This is a genomic window from Serratia sp. L9 (genome assembly GCF_050632285.1).
In the GTDB taxonomy this organism is placed as follows: domain Bacteria; phylum Pseudomonadota; class Gammaproteobacteria; order Enterobacterales; family Enterobacteriaceae; genus Chania.
Genome location: NZ_CP192591.1, coordinates 1734435 through 1754736, shown reverse-complemented (window position 1 = coordinate 1754736; position 20302 = coordinate 1734435). Strand labels below are relative to the sequence as shown.

Below are 20302 nucleotides of genomic sequence, written 5' to 3'. Positions count from 1 at the left end.
TGTTGGGTGAATATCCGGTTGGCATTTCTGAGCTACCTCTAAGCGTTATCATAAGTTTGCTATGGAAAGAAAAGGAATTTTTCGTCCGGAAGTTATTGAAAATCAGAAACAGAAATGGAAAGGGAAAGTCCTGCTGAAAAAAGGGGCTCCTGCTTGGCTGATCGCGGTCTTATCCAGCCTTTTCGTCGTTGTGCTGTGTTTTCTTGCCTATTATTTTGAATACACCAGAAGGGTCGACGTGAGTGGTGAGGTTATTACCTATCCCCACTCCATCAATATTTACACACCAACACAGGGCTACGTGAAGAAAAGCTATGTGCAGATTGGTGATAAAGTTAAACAAGGCGATCCTTTATACGAGATCAGTACCTCGCGCATTACGCGCTCTGGCGATCTCACTGCCAAGCGCAAAACGGCACTGGAAGATCAGATAGCGAGTATCGAATCTATTATTTCCAAGCTCAAAAACTCCAAAGAGGTGACCCTGCTTAACCTGAAAGGACAATTAGGGCAGTACATTTTCTCGCATGAAGATACCAAAAAACTGGTTGCCAGCGCGCGTGAAGGGGTTGAGCACATGCGTGCCGGAATGTCGAGTTATGAAAAGTACCGCGAAAAAGGGCTCATTACCAAAGACCAACTGAATAACCAGCGTTTCTTATTCTATCAACAGCAAAACGGCTTCCAGGGGCTCAACAGCCAGAGCATTCAGGAAGAGCTGCAAATATCCACGATAAGAAGCGATATCCTCACGCAATCTGCCAGCTTTGACAATCAGATCTCGGAATATGAGTACCAACTGAGCGAGCTGAAAAGAAAGATTGTCGAGTCTGATGCGGAAGACGCCATCATCATCAGCGCACAGATAACCGGCGTGGTGGAGTCATTGAGCGTTACCGATGGGCAAATGGTCAACAACGGTGCCAGCCTGGCCAAAATAAGGCCGACTGAGGATGTCAAATATTACCTGGTGATCTGGCTGCCGAACAACAGCCTGCCTTACATCAAGAAAGGGGACAGCGTAAATATTCGTTATGACGCATTCCCTTCCGAAAAATTTGGCCAATTCCCAGGCCGAGTAAATTCGATCTCGAGTATCCCGGTCACCAACCAGGAAATATCCGAGTTCAACATTCCCGCCGTAAACAACAATGGCGTGGTGATGGATAATTATTACAAGGTCTTGATAGCCATGAAAGAGACGGAAATCAGCGATAAAGGTAAGCAGATGAATTTATCAAGTGGACTAAAGGCCCACGTTATTGTCTTCCTTGAAAGCCGGCCTCTGTATCAATGGATGTTTGTTCCATTCTATGGCATTAAAAACAGCGTATCGGGGAAGATAGATGAGTGACGGTGTTTTCGAGCATATTTCCCGGAAATTGAATTTTGGGTTGTTCCGGCGAGTGCCCCTGGTTTTACAGACCGAAACCTCTGAGTGTAGCCTCGCCAGCCTGGCCATGATTTGCGGCTATTACGGCATGAACATTGATATTTTCAACCTGCGCAGCCATTTCAGCGTCTCAAGCCAGGGGGCAAACCTGAACACGCTGGTGCAGGCCGCCACCATGGTCAACCTGCAAAGCCGTGCCCTGGCGTTGGATCTGCACGAAGTCAAAGAGCTTAAACTCCCGTGCATCCTGCACTGGGACATGAGCCATTTTGTGGTTCTGGTGGCGGTAAGGCGCTCTTCTGTGGTGATCCACGATCCCGCCAGCGGCAAACGCATTATCGGCATTAAAGAGCTCTCTAATCACTTTACCGGCGTGGCATTGGAGCTATGGCCAAGCAGTGAGTTCAAGAAAGTAAAATTAAAGAGCAAAGTCAGGTTATTGGATCTGGTCAGAAGCGTTGTCGGACTAAAAGGCACCCTGGTCAAAATATTCTTCCTGTCGGTGGTGATTGAGGCGATCAATCTGCTGATCCCCGTGGGGACACAGCTGGTTACCGACCACGTTATTCAGGCCAAAGATACCAATCTGCTTTCAATTATCTGTATCGGTTTACTGTTCTTCCTGATTTTCCATGCGTTTGTCAGCATGATCCGCGGTTGGATATCGCTGGTGACGGGCAGCCTGATCGATCTGCAATGGAAATCGTCTTTCTTTGATCACCTGATGAAGCTGCCGCTGTCGTTCTTTGAAAAACGGCATTTAGGCGATATCCAGTCACGCTTTTCCTCGTTGGAAGTGATCCGCAATACTTTTACCAACAACATCATCGGTGGGTTGATAGACAGCATCATGGCGGTCGGTTTGATTACCATGATGGTATTTTACGGTGGCTGGCTGTCTTGGGTCGTGATGGGCTTTACCGCGTGTTATGTCATTCTCCGCATGGCGACCTACGGTTTTTACCGCCGCATGTCGGAGGAGAAAATCGTCAAAGATGCCAAGGCCAATTCGCACTTTATGGAAACGCTATACGGCATCGCAGCGATTAAAGCCCTGGGATTATATAAGCGGCGCGCCGGTTTTTGGCTCAATTTGAATGTGGAAGCCGCTAACACCAACATCAGGCTATCGCGTTTCAACATGATGATCGGTGGCATCAATACCTTTATCACCTCGTTGGATCAGATCGCCATTCTCTGGCTAGGTGCGCTGATGGTGGTTGATAACACCATGTCATTAGGGATGTTTATCGCCTTCAATGCCTATCGCGCCCAGTTCTCGCAGCGGGCAGCCAACCTGGTTGATTTGTTTATGCAATTGCGGGTGCTGTCGTTACACAATGAAAGGATCTCGGATATTGCCTTTACCAAACCGGAAGAGGAAATCCCGGCGCGTAAACTGTTTGCGGCAAACGAGCCTGTGCGGTTTGAAATCCAGGATCTCAGCTATCAATACGACAGCGTGACGCCCCCGATCTTCGACAAGCTCAGTTTTACCGTCGAAGCAGGGCAAAGCATTGCAATTATTGGCCCTTCCGGCGTAGGTAAAACCACCTTGCTGAAAGTGATGGCCGGTTTGCTCCCGCCAACCAGCGGTACGGTGAAAATCGAAGGGATGGATATCAAGAAAATCGGCCTGGACAACTACCGCGACTGCGTCTCCTGCGTGCTGCAGGATGACAAACTGTTCTCCGGTTCGATCGCCGATAACATTTGTGGTTTCGACCTGACGCCGGATTATGAACTGATTGAGGTCTGCGCCAGGCATTGCAATATCCATGATGAAATCGCCCGCCTGCCGATGGGTTATGAAACACTGCTGGGCGAACTGGGTACTGGCCTTTCTGGCGGGCAGAAACAGCGGTTGCTGATTGCCAGGGCGCTCTACAGAAAACCCAACGTGATCTTTATGGATGAGGCCACCAGCCATCTGGATCTGGATAACGAAGCGATCGTCAACGAATCGATATCACAGCTAAAGATCACCCGGATCATCGTGGCGCATCGCCCTTCAACCATCGCTTCGGCAGAGAAAGTGATCCGTTTGGCGGGGCTGGAGGAACCCACGGTCACTGGCTGACCCTGCGGCCAGGAAATCAGTTCTCAGAGGTGGCCGCTGGCAGGTCCGGCAGCGGCGCCCCCTGATAATAGTAAAGTGAAATCATCAACTGGCTCAGCTCCTTGAAATTAAAAGGATCCAACGACGTCACTTCTTTGATCTGGTTCAGCCGATAGGTGAGCGTATTACGATGCACCCCCAATTCCCGTGCGGCGTTAGCCAATTCGGCATTATGGGCAATGTAAGTGCTCAAGGTCCTGAGCAACATCTGCCCGGTGCTCAACCCCAGTAACTTGTCGATCCTCTGTTTGAAATAGAGGGTAAATGAGCTGGATCTGGCTTCATTCAACAGCCCGCTGAATGCAAACTGCTTGCCATTGATCACCCGCTGCTCCGGCAAAAGTTCCCGACCCTGCTCGATCATCTCTTTGATCATAAATACCGATTGGCGAAAAATATCGGCAGAATCCGACTCGGCACCGACCCCGATGGTGTAATGGCTCAACTGGGTTTCCATAAAGCCGTTAATATCCTTAACCGTAACGTCAGTCTGTTTGATATCGGTAATAATTAACAGGATTTCATCATTACTGAGCAATATAACCCGCTGTGATTTTAAAATATGCGAGAGTTTATTAAGAATATGATCAATGGTCTGCCCTAATAAGTGCCCACCGGTTTCAATATTAATCAATACGGGTAGCAACGGCTGTGACAGATTTATTTCCTGCTGGGCCAACTGGTGAATAATTTCCTTACCTTTTTCGGTGCTGCCCACTTCAAGATACTGTTTAAGCAACAGATCCCTGATGCGGTATTGCCAGTTCATTTCCCGGATATCTAAAGACTGCTTGATCAACAGCTCCGCCGCCAGGAACGCCAGTTCCGCGTAACGCGCGATCGCCGCAGGATTGCCACTGACGCCAATCACCATAACCACTTGATCATCAACGATGATAGGGTGATTTATTCCTGGCTGGACATTTTTATACCGCGCCGCCTGCTGGGTGTTTTCAATCGTCATACGCTGGCGGCTCTTAATCACCTCATACGCCACCTCATGCCGTTCACCAATTCTGTGCGATTCACCAGAGGCAATAACTATCCCCCGGTGATCGATAACATTAACGTTATAATGGATAATACTCATCGCACGTTTCACAATAGTATTAGCCAGTTCAAGAGTGATCAGCATACTTATACCTTGACGATATTAAACCTCTATTATAAGTAGGAGCTCGTAATATAATACCGGTAATTTCTTATCTTTAAGCTGATGCTAACTCAACCGATTAATAAATAAAATCCGGTAAATTGGGGGGTATTAACCCCCCGTTAAATATTACTTTTCCCGTTCAAACAGCATAGAAATCCCCTGCCCGCCACCGATGCACATGGTGGCTAAACCGGTATCCACGCCACGGCGTTCCATCTCATACATTAGTTTTACAGAGATAATGGCCCCGCTTGCCCCGACCGGATGCCCCAGCGCAATGGCTCCACCGTTAACGTTCACCTTGGCCGGATCCAACGCCAGATCGTTTATCACCGCCAGAGACTGGGCGGCAAAGGCCTCATTCAGCTCAATCAGATCGATATCATGCACCGACATATTCAGCTTTTGCATCAGCTTGCGGGTAGCCGGTGCCGGGCCAAAGCCCATGATTTCGGCCTCGCAGCCTGCCACCGCCCAACCCCGGATCACCATTCTGATGGGCAATCCCAACTTTTGCGCGTTCTCACGGGTGGTGATAACCAGTGCGGCGGCCCCATCGTTGATGCCGGACGATGTAGCTGCCGTCACCGTACCGTCTTTTTTAAACGCGGGTTTTAATTGGGCATACTTCTCTTTCGGCGTGTCTCTGGGGTGTTCATCGGTGGCAAACAGGCGGCTGCTCTTGCCTTCACGGACGTCGAGCGGCAGGATTTGTGACGTGAAATAACCCTCTTTGATCGCCGCCAGCGCTTTTTGCTGACTGCACCAGGCAAACTCATCCATCGCCTCACGGCTGATATTAAAACGCTCCGCCACAAATTCGGCGGTCATGCCATTGTGATAGGGCCCTTCCGGCCAGGTCAGGATGGAGATGATGCCGTCTTCCAAATCTCCGTGCCCAAGGCGATAACCGTAGCGTGCCTTGCGGAGATAATGGGGAAGCTGGGTCATATTCTCGGTACCGCAGGCGACGGTTATCTGTGCATTGCCGGTTTGCAACTCCATCATACAATCGACAATGGCCTGCAGGCCCGAGCCACACTGGCGGTTCACCGAATAAGAGGTTGTTTCGTTGGGTAAACCGGCGCGCAGTTGGCAGATACGGGCAATAAATCCGCTCTCGGCAATCTGCCCCACGTTGCCCACCACCACTTCATCGATTTGCGCCGGTTGCAGCCCGGCCCGGGCTACGGCCTCACGGATCACCGCCGCCCCCAGATCATGCTGATGCGTATCTTTAAAGCTGCCGCCCATAGTGCCAATCGCCGTGCGTACACCGCTGACGACGACAATGTCATTTGCATTTTTCATTCTGTTCTCCTCACAGCACCATGCCGCCGCCAACGTTGATCACTTCGCCATTGATATAGCGCGCCTCGTCGCAAGCCAGGAAGGCCACGCAATGGCCGACATCCACCGGGTCGCCAGCATAGCCAGCCGGGATTTTACCAATCATGATGTCCCACACTTTTTCCGGCACCCCACGGGTCATGTCGGTTTCGATAAACCCTGGGCAGATGGCGTTAACGGTTACCCCTTTTTTAGCCAGCTCACGGCAAGCGGTCTTGGTCAGGCCGATCACCCCGGCTTTTGAGGCGGCATAGTTGGCCTGCCCCACATTGCCCAACCAACTGGCAGAGGAAATATTGATGATTCGCCCGCTGGCACGTTCGCGCATCCGCACGGCGGCCTCCTGCATGCAGTGGAAAGTGCCTTTCAGGTTGATATCCATCACCAAATCCCAATTCTCTTCGGTTAATTTATGCAGCATGGCATCGCGGTTAATCCCAGCGTTATTGACCAGAATATCCACCGGCCCCAGTTGCTGTTCGGTTTCTATAAATAACCGATTAACGTCTTCGCGGTTGGCAATATTACAAGGGACAAAAATCGCTTTATGGCCTGCATTGAGCAATGCGGCAACCGTATTATTCCCACCTTCCTGGTCGACATCGCAAATCACCACGGCGGCTCCCTTTTCGGCCAATACCTGGGCAATACCTCGCCCCAGACCACGGCTGGCACCGGTCACGATAGCTACTTTGTTGGTTAAAGACATTGGGTACTCCTTATCATTTTAATTCTTGGCTACGCCGGGTTGGCGCAAAGATAAAAACGTCCCCTCTCCCTGAGGGCGAGGGTATGGATTAGCGTCTGCATTAACGCCCAGCCAGTATTTCTTTCAGGCCAAAGTGGGCGTCGCAAAATAGCGCGGCATCCATTTGCTTTAATGAGCTGGAAATAATCGGCATAAACTCCATTTGTTGCAGAATGTCCCGTTCCAGATCTACACCAGGGGCTATTTCTATCAGCATCGGGCCCTGCGCCGTCAGCTCAAATACCGCCCGTTCGGTGACCAAATGCATTTTCTGTTTTTTCTGGCGGGCTATTTCGCCGTTATAGGAAATCTGGTTAATCGACTTCACCAGTTTTTTAACCGAGCCCTCTTGCAGGATATTTAATTGCCCATGCTGGCATTCCACCGCCAAGCCTTTGGCCGTAAAGGTAGAGCAGAACACCACGTGGTGCGCATTTTGGGTAATATCGATAAACCCACCGGCGCCGGTACAGCGATCGCCCATCCGGGTGGCATTGATATGCCCGTTGGCGTCCATTTCCCCCGCCCCCATATAGGTGATATCCACGCCCGCCCCGTTGTAATAAAGCATCTGTTCCTGATGGTTGATCATAGCGGTCAGGTTTTTGCCGATGCCAAAATCAATCCCACCCGCCTGCACCCCGCCATAAATACCGGATTCAACGGTGATGGTGACCTCTTCGCTCACACCTTCTTCATAAATGATGGCGCCAATAACATCGTTCGGGATACCGGTGCCCAAATTGATCACACAGTCCGGCGATAAGAACTGGCAGGCACGGCGGCCAATCACCTTGCGGATATTGAGCGGCAGTTTTTCCACTTCACTGGCGGGTGCAATCAGGTTGCCGCAATAGGCGGGATCGTAAAACCAGGATGAAGTCTGGCGATGGTCTTGCTCAGGGTTTTCGCACACCACAACCGCATCGATAAAATTACCCGGCACCACTATCTGTTTCGGGTGCAAACTGCCCTTTTCCGCCAGGTTTTTCACCTGAGCAATAACCTTGCCGCCAAAGCGTTTCGCTGCCAGCACTGCCTGCAGGATCTCCAGCTTCATGGCTTCTTCTTCACAGGTGAGGTTGCCCGCGGTATCAGCCGTGGTGCCGCGAATGATCACCGTATCCAGCGGGATCGCCGGGTAAAACAGGTATTCCTCATCACGCAGGTTGACCACTTCAACCAAATCCGGCAGCGAACGGGTCAGGGTATTCATTTTGCCGCCTTCCAGACGCGGATCGATAAAGGTCCCCAGCCCCACCTTGGATAAATACCCCGCCTGCCCGGCCGCCATGGCCGTATACAGATGGACAATCTGCCCCTGCGGTAAACAGAATGCCTCCACCTCGTTACCGGCAATCTTTTCCATCCACCTGGGCGCCAACCCCCAATGCGAACCGATAATGCGCTTCACCATGCCTGGCGGCGTGAAATGCTGGTTGCCGCGTTCGCGGTTCGACTGCCCGGCAGAGTGAACATAGGTCAGCCCACGCGGCATTCCGGTCTCAACAAAGCGCCGCTCCAGCGCCTTCAAGACCGATTCCGCCGCCCCAATCAGGGTCATGCCGATGGTGCACAGGGTTGAACCGTTATCCACTAACTCTGCGGCCTGCTGAGCCGAAATCACTTTATTTCTCATACTGCCTACCTTACGTCTGTGCAGCGGCACCCGGTGGCACCGCGTCTAGGCTCTATTTCTCAATGACGGTATTCATGTCAGGTGCGGGGCTATCCTTTACTGGCTTGTCGTTACTGCCCGCAGGTTGCTTTACCCGTGCAGCACCAATGGTGGCCAGGACCAGCAATGTGATAGCGAACCACAGGCCCGCGCTGGGTGAACCGGTTTTATCTTCCAGGATGCCGAAGACATAAGGCCCGAAGAACCCACCGGTGATCCCCAGACAGGCCAGTAACCCCAGCCCACCGGCCAGCATTGGGCCGCTCATCAGGGTGGCCGGATAGGTAAAGATGATGGACTGCACCACGAAGAACATCGAAGCACCGATACAAAAACCGACCAGCCCCAATACCGGGCCACCCAGCACGCCAATCAGGAAACCAACGGCCATCGACATAAAACCGGAAACCAGCATGATGCGTGAGCGCGAAGCGGTATTGGCATATTTGGGCAGGAAGAAACCGCCCAGCGCTGCCGCGATCCACGGAATGGCAGTGAGCATACCGAGCGTTAAGGTGCTCATTTTGCCGTAGCTGTTGATAATGCTCGGCAGGAAATAGGTGAGGCTGTAGACCGAGATCTGATGGGTGAAATAAATCGCCACGATCAGCATAAAGGTTTTATTGCTAAACGCCGTTTTAAAGGAAAACTTCTGGTTTTTATCCACTCCAACCGGTTGCTCTGCGGCCAGCTTGTTTTCAATATATTCAATGTCGGTTTTGGTCAGCCATTTTGCATCGCGCGGCTTGTTGGGCAACACGGCATACACATAAAACGCCAGCAGCACCGCAGGAAGGCCTTCCACAATAAACATCCACTGCCAGCCGTGCATACCGCCGATGCCATCGAGCATCAGCAACGCGCCGCCCAGCGGAGCACCGACAATATTGGCAATACAGACACCAAGCAGGAACATACCCACTGCTCTGGCACGCTCTTCACGGCCAAACCAATAAGTGAGATACAGGATGATGCCGGGGTATAAGCCAGCTTCTGCCGCCCCGAGCAACAAGCGCATGATATAAAACGAGGTTGGGCCGGTAACAAAGGCCATACCGGCAGAAATCACCCCCAGGTAAACATGATACGGGTGATCCAGAAACGGGCCCCGACCCGTGCCATGATCAGGTTGCTGGGGATCTCCATGGTGGAGTAAGTCAGGAAGAACAGACCAGCGCCTAACCCATAAGCGGTCGCGGAAAGCCCGAGATCGATGGACATGGAGGCGCGTGCGATGCCGATATTGGTTCGGTCGATAAAACTGATGATATAAACAATGATCAGTAACGGCATCAGGTGTTTATATATTTTTGCATTGGTTATCGCCGCCTGGCTTTTCGCTGCAATGGTTAACTGCGGATTTGACATGATAGATACTCCTCCTCGCGATGAGGAATTAAATAGGGTAGAGTTCTTTGCCTTATTATTAGAGGTATAAACACCCTCTATTATTTTTAATGTTTACACTTCACGTTTCCTGATATTGGCGTGTTATTCGGCACCGCTTATTGTGACGTTAGCTGTGTCAATTTTTGTCTCAATGCCACCTTGTCGGTTTTACCATTGGCATTTTTGGGTAACTCCGTTGTAAAAACGATTTTTGACGGCACTTTAAATTTGGCAATCTTGTTGGATAACCAATGTAATATATTGTCACTCACCAAGGGCTTATTACGGTGCGCCACAATAAAGGCCACCGCTTCTTCACCATAAATTTCACTGTGGCTTGGTACGATGGCGATTTCCTTTACGCCGGGGTAATTCGAGATCAGATTCTCTATTTCTATGCAGTATATTTTTTCGCCACCACGGTTGATCATGTCCTTACTGCGATCTTTGATATACAGATAATTATCCTGATCGAGGCAGGCGATATCCCCGGTATAGAACCAGCCATCATGAAAGAACTGCTGATTGGCCGCCGGGTTCTGCCAATACTGGCTCACCACCACCGGCCCTTTCAACCACAGGTGGCCAATCTCTCCAACGGCAAGTACCTGTTGGTTATCATCCCGGATTTGGCAACTCAGCTCTGGGATGGGCAAACCCGAGCTCCCCATTTTGTCACTGCTGCGCACATCTACCGGGAAGATGCTGGCCGGCGAAGAGGTTTCGGTCAGCCCATAAATCGGCCGGATTTCGGTCGCCGGGAACAGCTGCGCCAGCCTTTCGATAATCCCCACATTTAAATGCCCGGCACCGCAGGCGATCATCCGTAAACTGGCATAATCCCCCACCTGCGGATGTTTTTCCGCTGCCTGGAGCAGCAGGATAAACACCGTTGGCGAACCATGCAGGAAGGTGATTTTATGGTGACTGACGGTTTTTAAAATCTCTTCTGCATTGAATCTTGGCTGTAAATAAAGCGTACCGCCAATATGAATAAACAGACAAAGCAGGGCCGATAGCCCGGTTATATGGCAGATAGGGATCGGCAAAATGGCACTGTCCTGCTCGGTTAGCTGCAGGGTATGTTGGTAAGCGGTGAGAGCCGCAATAAAGTTACCGTGGGTCAGTGCCGCCCCTTTAGAGGAGCCCGTGGTGCCGGAGGTATAAATAATCGCAGCGATATCATCTGCAGCCACCGTAGCGACCTGCACCGGTTGGATCACCTTTTGGTCATCTGCATTACTGAGCATCAGTTGCCAGTCGGCCAGCGACACCAAATGGCTAGGCTTGCCAACCTCCAGCGTTGCCATCCACGGTTGGCTGGTGGGATCGTAGAACACGGCTTTGGCGTTAACACTGGTCAGAATGGTATGGCTGTCTGCCGATTTTAACTTGGTGCTTAAGGGCACCACGATAATCCCCAACGCCATCGCGGCATAAAACAGTGAGCAAAACTCTGGCCGATTGCCCAAAGCCAGAACAATCACATCACCTTTGCCGAGGTTAAAGCTCTCTTTCAGGCAGGTGGCACATAAATTAACATTTTGATTTAACTGGTTATAACTGTATTTATGCCCCTCAAAGAAAATGGCGGTATGCTCACCCCGGCGGTTAACGCTCTGCTGTAAGCTCTGATAGAGATGCGTGATTTTTGGCTGCTGCATAGTTGCCCCTACACCGACATTTACTGATATTGGTGAGTATAGGGACAGGTAACGATGCAAAAATGCGCAAAATTTCACATCTTTCTATGGCGAAAGCGTCTGGCGCTTTGTGTAAAACGCCAACCCAATGGCGGCAAAAAAATCGAAGTTATGACGGTTTGGTTAGCAAATGTTATCAGAATTGATAAAAATTGTAGTGAACAAGATGTATTGGCGGATTTGTTTTTATGCAGATGCATAAAAGATTGGGGGAGCTTTGCAAATTTACAACATTGAGTTGCCAACCAAAGCCCCTCCTCCAAAGGAAGAGAGGCGTTTCAGTATGCTGCTTAATTATTGGGGATTTTATGACTTTGCCGGCAAATACTATGCCGCGTTTCTTACGCCGTGCCGCCAACGGTCAATGAATCCAGCTTCAAGGTCGGCTGGCCAACGCCAACCGGCAGGCTTTGCCCTTCTTTACCGCAAACGCCCACGCCTTTATCCAACGCCAGATCGTTACCCACCATCGAAACCTGTTGCATCGCCTCAATACCGGAACCAATCAGCGTGGCGCCTTTTACCGGTTTGGTAATACGGCCATTTTCTATCAGATAAGCTTCGGAAGTAGAGAACACAAACTTGCCGGAGGTAATATCCACCTGGCCACCGCCAAAGTTCGGTGCATACAGGCCATATTCCACACTGGCAATGATATCTTCCGGCTTGGATTTACCCGCCAGCAGATAGGTGTTGGTCATGCGCGGCATCGGCAGGTGAGCATAAGACTCACGGCGGCCATTACCGGTAGGCGCAACGCCCATCAGGCGCGCATTGAGTTTGTCCTGCATGTAGCCTTTCAGAATACCGTTTTCAATCAGAACGTTGTACTGGCCCGGCACCCCTTCGTCATCGATAGACAGCGAACCACGGCGCCCCTGCATGGTGCCGTCATCCACCACGGTACAAAGCTCGGAAGCCACCAATTTACCCATCTGGCCACTGAATACCGAAGTACCACGGCGGTTGAAGTCACCTTCCAGCCCGTGGCCAACCGCTTCGTGCAACAGTACGCCCGGCCAGCCCGCACCCAGCACTACCGGCATGGTTCCAGCCGGTGCCGCAATGGCAGAAAGGTTGACCAGCGCCATACGCACCGCTTCTTTCGCATAGGCATCGGCACGCACTTCGCCGTCTACGCTTTCCAGGAAGTAATCGTAGCCGAAACGGCCACCGCCACCGCTGGCACCACGCTCACGCTTGCCATCTTCCTCTACCAGGACACTGACAGAAAAACGCACCAGCGGGCGAACATCCGCCGCCAGGGTGCCGTCAGTTGCGGCAACCAGTACCTGCTCATACACGCCGGTGATGCTGGCGGTCACTTCCTGCACGCGGCTATCCGCAGCACGCGCCACTTGATCCACCCGGTGCAGCAACGCAATTTTCTCTTCACGCGGCAGGCTCTGCAGTGGATCGAGCAATGGATACAGCGCCTGATGGCTGATTTCACCCAGGGTATGCACTTTGCCATTACCCGCATCACGTACAATGCTGCGCGCTGCTTGGGCACTTTGATGCAGGGCATTCAGGGTTATCTGGTCGGCATAGGCAAAACCGGTCTTTTCACCGCTAACCGCGCGCACGCCGACACCCTGATCGATATTGTAGGAGCCATCTTTGATAATGCCGTCCTCAATCACCCAGGCCTCGTGATAGCTGGACTGAAAATAGAGATCGGCATAATCGAGGCGGCGTTCGGCCAGTTGACCCAGTACGGAGAAAAGGTCTTGATGACTCAGCTTATTCACAGCGAGTAACTGCTCACTGACAAACGTCAGGCTCATAATTTTTTCACTTTTTATTGGAATAGGAAGTTTCAACCGGAGCAATCAGCGTCGGCTGGAATCGATTGTGCTGCATCACTGGCATCTGGATCCGCACCGTTTTCAGCTTACCGGTATCCACACGCACTTTCAGTGCTGAAACCGCATCGGGGTTTTCTGCCAACACGTTGCCCCAACTGTCTACCACCATGGAATGCCCCCAGGTTCTGCGGGTGGCGCCGTGTCGGCCAACCTGCGCGGGAGCCAGGATCACACACTGGTTCTCGATAGCGCGTGCGCGCAGCAGAATTTCCCAGTGCGCCTCACCGGTCACACGGGTAAATGCCGCTGGCACAGAAATCAGCTCAGCGCCTTGCGCACGCAGTGCCTGATACAAACCAGGGAAGCGCAAATCGTAGCAAATGGTCATGCCCAAACGCCCGACCGGCGTGTCGACCACCGTCAATTGCTGACCATGTTGATAGGTATCAGATTCCCGGTAATGTGCGTGTATATCATTGATATCCACGTCAAACATATGCATTTTGTCGTAACGGCCACGGATTTCGCCCTGATCGTCAAACAACAGGCTACTGGTGGTAATGCGCTGGGGATCTTCGCGGCTGATCAGCGGCATGGAACCAACCAGCAGCCACACCCCGTAACGACGGGCCATCTCACGCACCGCCTGTTGCAGCGGCCCATTGCCCTCCTGTTCCGCATGCTCTCGATAGGCAGGGGCATTAGAGAACAGCAATGCGTTTTCTGGCGTCATCACCAGTTTAACTCCGGCGTTGAGCTGCTTGATCTGCTGCTCAATCTGGGCCAGGTTGTCCCGCACCTGCTCACCGCTACACAGTTGTAACAACGCAACGTTAGCATTTTTCATGGCGCCTTCTCCTCCTTTGGCTTACGCAACACCTCATTAATACTTGGGTGATCCAGACTACCGGTGATGTTGTAACGGATCAGTGAGATCCTGTTCCACAGCGGTGCCAACGCTTTAGAAGCGGCAAACACTGCGGCACCCACAATCGGGTTGATCACGAAAGCGGTGGCAACACCTACCGTAGCTGAAATCTCTGGTGCAATCACGGCTTGCATATCAATCTCTCGACGCACCAGATCGACCTGACCACTCATGGCAATATCGGCGGCCAGTCCATCGATCAGTAAGTTATCCGTATGCATTATGCCATCTTTCGTCCAGATGGTGCCGCGTATGGAATCAAAGTAAAAACCGTTGCCAAAAGTATCTCTGAAATCGAACTGCAGTTTGCGCAGCAGCGCGTCAAAACTGACCAGACGCAACAACTGCCCGGCCCGGCCACCACCAACATTATCAATCTCACCTCTACCCAGGTCGATCTTCATGGTGCCATTTAGCATCGCGGGTTGTGGCCTCCAAGGTTGCCCACGCCAGTGCAGATCAAAATCAATGTTGTAAGGGGCATCTTTTAGCGGGATAGCCACGCCAAAGAAGCTGGCAGTCTGATCAATTTTGCTGCCCAGCAACTTACCTTTCAATGCGCTGCGCTCTTCCTGGCCGTTCTGTTTCCACAGGCCGGTAGCGCTCATGCGGCCATAGCCGGTGTCTACCAGGCCATGCTCCAGCACCAGGGAATCCCCCGCGTGCTTGATATCAGCTTCCACCGTGCCCAGGTTCTGCCCCATCATCCAGCAGGATTTACAGCGCAATACCATTGAAGGCCAGTCCTGGAACGAAACATGGTCGACCTTGGCTAACGGGTTGCTGGCCCCAGGACTGTTTTTGTCTGCCGAGAACTGCGGGTTGTAATAAAGATAGCTGAGATCTGCCCGCCACGGGCCGTTATCAGGCATCGACAGGCTGCCATCAATCTCTTTGCCCTTGGCCGTGACGGTCATCCCCGCCAACTGTTGTTGCACTGCAAGTTGCAGGTTGTGCCACGCCTGCCCACCCACGGTTAACTGCGGGGTGTTGAGGGCAACGGTAGTGGGGAAGCTGAAGTTACCCACTTTGCCAGCACCGCTGCTTTGCTTCATCGCCGGAGCTAACAGCCCTAACCATTGTTCGCCATCCAACGCCGGCAGGTTGAGAACCAGCGCTTTATCTTTAGGTAATTCCGGGGTACCGGTACTGTTGATTTTCCAGACAGCACGGGCCAGGTTCACCTGCTCATTGCCCAGCAGCCATTCACTGTTGAAGTGGTTTTGCTTGCCAGCGCTACCATTAAGCATAAACCCATGCAGCCCACCCTTTACCTTAACACTGACCGGTAATGCTTCCCCTGCGGGTTTAGTCAGCGGTGAAGGTAAGTGACTGCTCACTTTTTTCAGATCGGCATTCACGCCAATTTCGTAGCTGGGGTCACCTTTATGTGGCAGATTGATCGCTACCTGGCCCTGTAAGCTGGCACTGCCCTTGAGCGCTTTGGCGATCTCCGGCGGCAAACCTTCAATCTTGGCGGGTTGCCAATCGCCTTTCAACCCCACGTTGACCTTATAATCCTGCTTACCTTCCAGGGTATCGAAGTTGATCGCCAGCGGCTGCCCAAACCAGTTTGCCGTCAGGGTATCGCTTTCCAGATTGCCATTATTGAAGCGGAATTTACCACTCACGTTTTCTAACTGGCTTGCCAGCGGCTTAATCATCAGGGAGTTGTTGTTCAGCGTCACTTCGCCTGTGGCGTTGACTGGCTCGCCGTTCAACGGGATATCCAGATGTAAGCGCCCACTGACATCACCACCTACCTGCAGTTCCTCCAGCGCCGCGCCGACGGAATCATCCAAAGGCGTTTGCATGAAATAGTCATGTACATCCTGCCCACGCCCCGCCACCTCGGCATCGACAAACAGCCGCTGTTTCCGGTAATCCGGGATCACCGCGCTGACGTTCCTGCCTGCGACATTACCCAAACGGGTCTGAGGTGCATTCATCCACAAGCCGTTGTTGGCAAAATCAAGATCGATCGCCAAGTCGTTCAGCGCAGGCCATTGAGGATCAAATTGGAACGTTGCGTGGCGCAGCGGAACATAAACCTGGAATTGCCCCTCATTTTTCTCGAAGGGGAAATGTTGCGGGTTACCCGCAAAGATCAGTGAGGCAGTGTCTACCTGCCCCCTTGGATCGCCGCGCTGAGGTAATCCACCAGGTGTTTGCCCATCAGCGGTTCAGGGAAGTAACGCCAGGCATCGGCCCCGTCATACAGGCGAATACCGGCCAGGATATCCAACCGGGGTTCACCTTTGGCCGGTTGCTGGTAATGGAAATCGCCATTAATCCACAGAGATTTGGCTTTCACATCCAAATTCTGGCTCGCCAGTTGCCAGCCCTTGTCATTGTATTGCCAGCTCAAGGCTCCCTGCCCATGGCTGATTTCCAGCGGAGCGCGGAACATATCGCCATAAGGCAGCGTGCTGTTGTTCAGCCCCACCGTCAGGCGGCCATTTTCCACGCCCCCCGTCAACGCGCCAGAAAAGTGATCCACGCCCGGAAGCAGTTTCCAGTGTTGCCAGCTCAGCCCCTGCCACAGCGCCTGAAAACGGGTTTTCTCCGGCTGCTGCAACGGAATATCCAATGCCAAGGCCTGAAGCTGGCCGCGCGGTTGCAAATCCTCCCAACGCTCAAGCACGTTCGGGCTGAGGAACGAGAAGGTGGGCAGCAACGCTTCAAGCCGCTCCAACTGAATGCCAGTGGTGCGGATGCGCAATTCTTCGCCCTGATCCGGCCCAATAAACTCGGTGTTTTCCGGTAGCCATAAAGCGGTAAAGGTTCCAGGCGGCCAGGCTTGCCCATCCGTTTTCAAATTCAGCTCCGGCACACTCACCTGCCAGCCGTTACCTTGGCGGCTCAGCGCCAGCGCCAGGTTATCCACATCCAAACGGTGCTGTTCGCTACCCACCGACCAGTTGGCAGTGCCTTGTTTTAGCAAGGTATTGCCGCTATAAATCGCACCGTTTTTGATATTCAACCAGGTTGCCAGACTGAAGTCGGCACTTTCCAGGCCGGTGTTGGTCTCCAGCCAACGGCTGAACCAGGGCTTCATATCGATATTATCGGCCTGCATATAAATGGTGCCGGTATTGAGCAGCCCGTGCTCATCACGCAGATCCAGACGCAGCTGCATCGCACCGTGCTGACCATTCAACGTCGACAGGCTGATCTGGCCCTCGGCACGATGGCGATTGTAGCTGTTTAGCCAGGTCAATTGCGGGATATGGAATTCAGCACGCGATCCGGACGGCGTCAGGAAAGAGACGCGGCTATTGCGCAGATCAAAGTGATCCAATTGATAAAGAAACAGATCGCTGACTTTGTTGGGCGTAAGGGTATTGCCATTATTGCCCTCGCCGCCGAGCGTGGTATTGAGATCGAACTGCAGTTGATAGAAGGTAAGATCGCGGAATTGCCAGCGCCAATGCAGCAGAGATTGCCACACGTCCAGCGCCAGCGTTACGCGTTCGATTTGCATCTGGCTCTGCGGCAGAGTCAGGCGGATATTGCGCACTTCCAGCGTTGGCCCAAAGGTTTCCCAGCTACCCTGGATAAAGCTGGCCTCAACTGGCATACCAGCCAACGCCTGCACTTTTTCCAGCAGTTGCGGACGGTAGCGGTTCAGCTCAGGCAGCGCCAGACGCAATCCGCTGATCAGCAACGCCACAACAACAATCAAAATGGCGCCTGTTGCTATCAGGATCCCGGGCAGTCGCCTCACGCATTTCTCCTTGCTTCCGTTGCCTGGCAACGGGAAATTCTCTGCACTAGCGGGCTCAGCTTGCTGAACCCCTACGATATATTGAAGGCCTGCAACAGCGGACTACATCATCACGACGTCGAACAGCTCCTGGCTATACAAAGGTTCAATCTGCACCTTGACCTGTTTACCCACGAAGATTTCCACCTCTGCCAGCGCGTGCGACTCTTCTCCCTTCAACGCTTCCCCTACGGCGGCAGAGGCATAAACCAGGAAACGATCGGAATCATAGGCGTGATGAACGCGGACAATCTCGCGCATGATCTCATAGCAGACGGTTTCTACCGTTTTCACCGTTCCACGGCCCTGGCAGGTAGGACAATCGTTACATAACACATGTTCAATGCTTTCACGCGTACGTTTACGCGTCATTTCCACTAATCCTAGCTGAGAGAAGCCGTTGATCGTGGTTTTTACGCGATCTTTACTCAACGCCTGTTCCAGCGAGTGCAATACCCGGCGGCGGTGTTCATCATTGTTCATATCAATAAAATCAATGATGATAATACCACCCAGGTTACGTAGCCGCAGTTGGCGGGCAATGGCCTGTGTCGCTTCGATGTTGGTATTGAAGATGGTTTCATCAAGGTTACGGTGGCCGACAAACGCCCCGGTGTTGATATCCACGGTGGTCATGGCTTCGGTTTGATCGATGATCAGATAGCCACCGGATTTCAGTTCAACCTTGCGCTCCAGCGCACGCTGGATTTCGTTTTCGACGTCGTAGAGATCGAAAATCGGCTGGCTGCCGGTATACAACTCCAGCTTGCTGGTGATATCCGGGATGTACTCCCCGGTGAATTCTACCAGTTGGTCATGCGTCAGGCGCGAATCGACACGGATACGATCCAGCGCAGCCCCGGCAAAATCACGCAAAATACGGTGCGCCAGAGCCAGCTCGCCATACAGCTTATACTTGGTCTGGTTGCGCTTTTTGCGCTCCATGACCTTGGTCCATAAGCGCTTGAGGAAAGCGGCATCCTGCGCCAGTTCTTCTTCGCCGATCCCTTCCGCCGCCGTGCGGATAATAAAGCCACCCAGATCGTCGCAATAGCCCGCCACGGCACGCTTGAGGCGATCACGCTCGGCTTCGCTTTCGATGCGTTGGGAAACGCCCACATGCGCAGCGCCTGGCATAAATACCAGATAACGCGAAGGCAGCGTGATGTCCGTTGTGAGGCGTGCGCCCTTGGTACCCAGGGGATCTTTCACCACCTGCACCATGAGATCCTGCCCCTGGCGTACCAGTTCGGCAATATCGCGCACATGGAAGTTTTTTTGCTCATCGCCGGCGACACATTCGGTGTGCGGCATGATATCGGAAGCGTGCAGGAAGGCCGCTTTATCCAGGCCGATATCGACAAAGGCCGCCTGCATGCCAGGTAACACACGGCTGACGCGCCCTTTGTAGATATTGCCGACGATGCCGCGTTTGGCTTCGCGCTCGATATGGATCTCTTGCAGGATGCCCCCGTCGATATAGGCAACCCGAGTTTCAGACGGTGTAATATTAACCAATAGCTCAGCTGTCATTCTTTCTCCTCAGAGCCGGTGTAACGCCTGCCCCTTAGCTTTCACGCTGCGATAGTGAAACGACAACATAAAAGCTAATGGTGCTATCAACCGGTTCTTACCTCTCTTAATGCGACAAAATTACTGAGCAGCTCATGTGTTTCGACCAGTGGCAAACCCATCACCGCATGATAACTTCCGGTTATCGTTCTGACGAAACAACCACCCTTTCCCTGAATCCCATAGGCACCCGCCTTATCCATTGGCTCACCAGTTGCAATATAGTCGCGGATATCTTGTTGCGATAGCGTGCGGAAAGTCACGTCAGTCACTACCAGTTGGCATAAAACGTCTTGCCGATCGGCAATCGCGACTGCAGTCATGACCTGATGCTGTTTACCGGACAACGCCGCCAGCATTTTTGCCGCATGTTGTTCATCGCGTGGTTTTTCCAGCACCTGGCCGTTCAGTACCACAATGGTGTCTGCACCCAAAACCGGCCAGTCCTGCGGCACCAGCGATACGCCAGCCTGGGCCTTATCTTGCGCCAGACGGCGAACGTAGTTTTCCGCCGTTTCACCTTCCTGACGCTGCTCTTCAGTATGCGTCAGAATGATTTCAAACGGGACGCCGAGCAGGGTCAATAATTCATGGCGACGGGGAGAACCGGAAGCAAGATAAAGCGAATTCACTGGTATCCCCCTCGCCTTTCAAGGCGCACCTGCACTCGTGCACGCCAGTCACTTACTGAA

The 20302-nt window shown here is 52.5% G+C and carries 12 protein-coding genes and 2 pseudogenes; 3 read left to right on the top strand and 11 right to left on the bottom strand.

What is annotated here, in order from left to right; genetic code table 11:
* Positions 1-61: 61 nt before the first annotated feature.
* Both ACQ86O_RS08290 and ACQ86O_RS08285 read left to right on the top strand, forming a co-directional pair.
* Positions 62-1354, top strand: a complete 1293-nt coding sequence (locus ACQ86O_RS08290; protein WP_431224834.1) for an HlyD family secretion protein — start codon at positions 62-64, stop codon at positions 1352-1354.
* Positions 1347-3473, top strand: coding sequence for a peptidase domain-containing ABC transporter (locus tag ACQ86O_RS08285; protein ID WP_431224833.1), 2127 nt, complete (start codon positions 1347-1349; stop codon positions 3471-3473). The genes ACQ86O_RS08290 and ACQ86O_RS08285 overlap by 8 nt, the downstream gene beginning before the upstream one ends.
* A 16-nt stretch (positions 3474-3489) precedes the next feature.
* On the opposite strand, the gene ACQ86O_RS08280 is transcribed toward ACQ86O_RS08285, so the two are convergent.
* From ACQ86O_RS08280 to ACQ86O_RS08255, 6 genes and pseudogenes are all read right to left on the bottom strand, one after another.
* The gene (locus ACQ86O_RS08280; protein ID WP_431224832.1) at positions 3490-4647 is read right to left on the bottom strand and encodes a CdaR family transcriptional regulator; all 1158 of its coding nucleotides are present in this window, start codon (positions 4645-4647) and stop codon (positions 3490-3492) included.
* A 147-nt stretch (positions 4648-4794) separates the two neighbouring features.
* Positions 4795-5979 (bottom strand): thiolase family protein, encoded by a 1185-nt coding sequence (locus tag ACQ86O_RS08275; RefSeq protein WP_431224831.1) that lies wholly within the window; start codon positions 5977-5979, stop codon positions 4795-4797.
* A 10-nt stretch (positions 5980-5989) separates the two neighbouring features.
* On the bottom strand, positions 5990-6727 hold the full coding sequence (gene fabG, locus ACQ86O_RS08270) for a 3-oxoacyl-ACP reductase FabG (RefSeq protein ID WP_431224830.1): 738 nt from the start codon (positions 6725-6727) through the stop codon (positions 5990-5992).
* Between the two features lie 100 nt (positions 6728-6827).
* Complete coding sequence (locus ACQ86O_RS08265) at positions 6828-8405, bottom strand: acyl CoA:acetate/3-ketoacid CoA transferase (RefSeq protein WP_431224829.1); 1578 nt, start codon at positions 8403-8405, stop codon at positions 6828-6830.
* Positions 8406-8457: 52 nt separating this feature from the next.
* A pseudogene (locus ACQ86O_RS08260) lies at positions 8458-9812 on the bottom strand (MFS transporter).
* 137 nt (positions 9813-9949) lie between these two features.
* Positions 9950-11497 (bottom strand): class I adenylate-forming enzyme family protein, encoded by a 1548-nt coding sequence (locus ACQ86O_RS08255; protein WP_431224828.1) that lies wholly within the window; start codon positions 11495-11497, stop codon positions 9950-9952.
* A 54-nt stretch (positions 11498-11551) separates the two neighbouring features.
* On the opposite strand from ACQ86O_RS08255, the gene ACQ86O_RS08250 reads away from it, so the two are divergent.
* Complete coding sequence (locus ACQ86O_RS08250) at positions 11552-11773, top strand: hypothetical protein (RefSeq protein WP_431224827.1); 222 nt, start codon at positions 11552-11554, stop codon at positions 11771-11773.
* A 104-nt stretch (positions 11774-11877) separates the two neighbouring features.
* Here ACQ86O_RS08250 and tldD read toward each other — a convergent pair whose 3' ends face one another.
* From tldD to ACQ86O_RS08225, 5 genes and pseudogenes are all read right to left on the bottom strand, one after another.
* The gene (gene tldD / locus ACQ86O_RS08245) at positions 11878-13323 is read right to left on the bottom strand and encodes a metalloprotease TldD (protein ID WP_431224826.1); all 1446 of its coding nucleotides are present in this window, start codon (positions 13321-13323) and stop codon (positions 11878-11880) included.
* 7 nt (positions 13324-13330) lie between these two features.
* Positions 13331-14191, bottom strand: coding sequence for a deaminated glutathione amidase (nit1, locus tag ACQ86O_RS08240; protein ID WP_431224825.1), 861 nt, complete (start codon positions 14189-14191; stop codon positions 13331-13333).
* Positions 14188-17999: pseudogene (yhdP, locus tag ACQ86O_RS08235) on the bottom strand (AsmA2 domain-containing protein YhdP). Before yhdP ends, nit1 begins: the two are co-directional and overlap by 4 nt.
* A 102-nt stretch (positions 18000-18101) precedes the next feature.
* Entirely contained in the window at positions 18102-19571 is a 1470-nt protein-coding gene (gene rng, locus ACQ86O_RS08230) for a ribonuclease G (protein ID WP_431224824.1), read from the bottom strand.
* An 86-nt stretch (positions 19572-19657) separates the two neighbouring features.
* Positions 19658-20242: a Maf family protein gene (locus ACQ86O_RS08225; protein ID WP_431224823.1), complete on the bottom strand. Its 585-nt coding sequence runs from the start codon at positions 20240-20242 to the stop codon at positions 19658-19660.
* Positions 20243-20302: the final 60 nt, after the last annotated feature.

What these genes read in the sequence shown, in the direction of transcription:
- ACQ86O_RS08290 (WP_431224834.1), top strand. Translation starts at nt 62, where the DNA reads ATGGAAAGAAAAGGAATTTTTCGTCCGGAAGTTATTGAAAATCAGAAA.
- ACQ86O_RS08285 (WP_431224833.1), top strand. Translation starts at nt 1,347, where the DNA reads ATGAGTGACGGTGTTTTCGAGCATATTTCCCGGAAATTGAATTTTGGG.
- ACQ86O_RS08280 (WP_431224832.1), bottom strand. Translation starts at nt 4,647, where the DNA reads ATGCTGATCACTCTTGAACTGGCTAATACTATTGTGAAACGTGCGATG.
- ACQ86O_RS08275 (WP_431224831.1), bottom strand. Translation starts at nt 5,979, where the DNA reads ATGAAAAATGCAAATGACATTGTCGTCGTCAGCGGTGTACGCACGGCG.
- fabG (WP_431224830.1), bottom strand. Translation starts at nt 6,727, where the DNA reads ATGTCTTTAACCAACAAAGTAGCTATCGTGACCGGTGCCAGCCGTGGT.
- ACQ86O_RS08265 (WP_431224829.1), bottom strand. Translation starts at nt 8,405, where the DNA reads ATGAGAAATAAAGTGATTTCGGCTCAGCAGGCCGCAGAGTTAGTGGAT.
- ACQ86O_RS08255 (WP_431224828.1), bottom strand. Translation starts at nt 11,497, where the DNA reads ATGCAGCAGCCAAAAATCACGCATCTCTATCAGAGCTTACAGCAGAGC.
- ACQ86O_RS08250 (WP_431224827.1), top strand. Translation starts at nt 11,552, where the DNA reads ATGCAAAAATGCGCAAAATTTCACATCTTTCTATGGCGAAAGCGTCTG.
- tldD (WP_431224826.1), bottom strand. Translation starts at nt 13,323, where the DNA reads ATGAGCCTGACGTTTGTCAGTGAGCAGTTACTCGCTGTGAATAAGCTG.
- nit1 (WP_431224825.1), bottom strand. Translation starts at nt 14,191, where the DNA reads ATGAAAAATGCTAACGTTGCGTTGTTACAACTGTGTAGCGGTGAGCAG.
- rng (WP_431224824.1), bottom strand. Translation starts at nt 19,571, where the DNA reads ATGACAGCTGAGCTATTGGTTAATATTACACCGTCTGAAACTCGGGTT.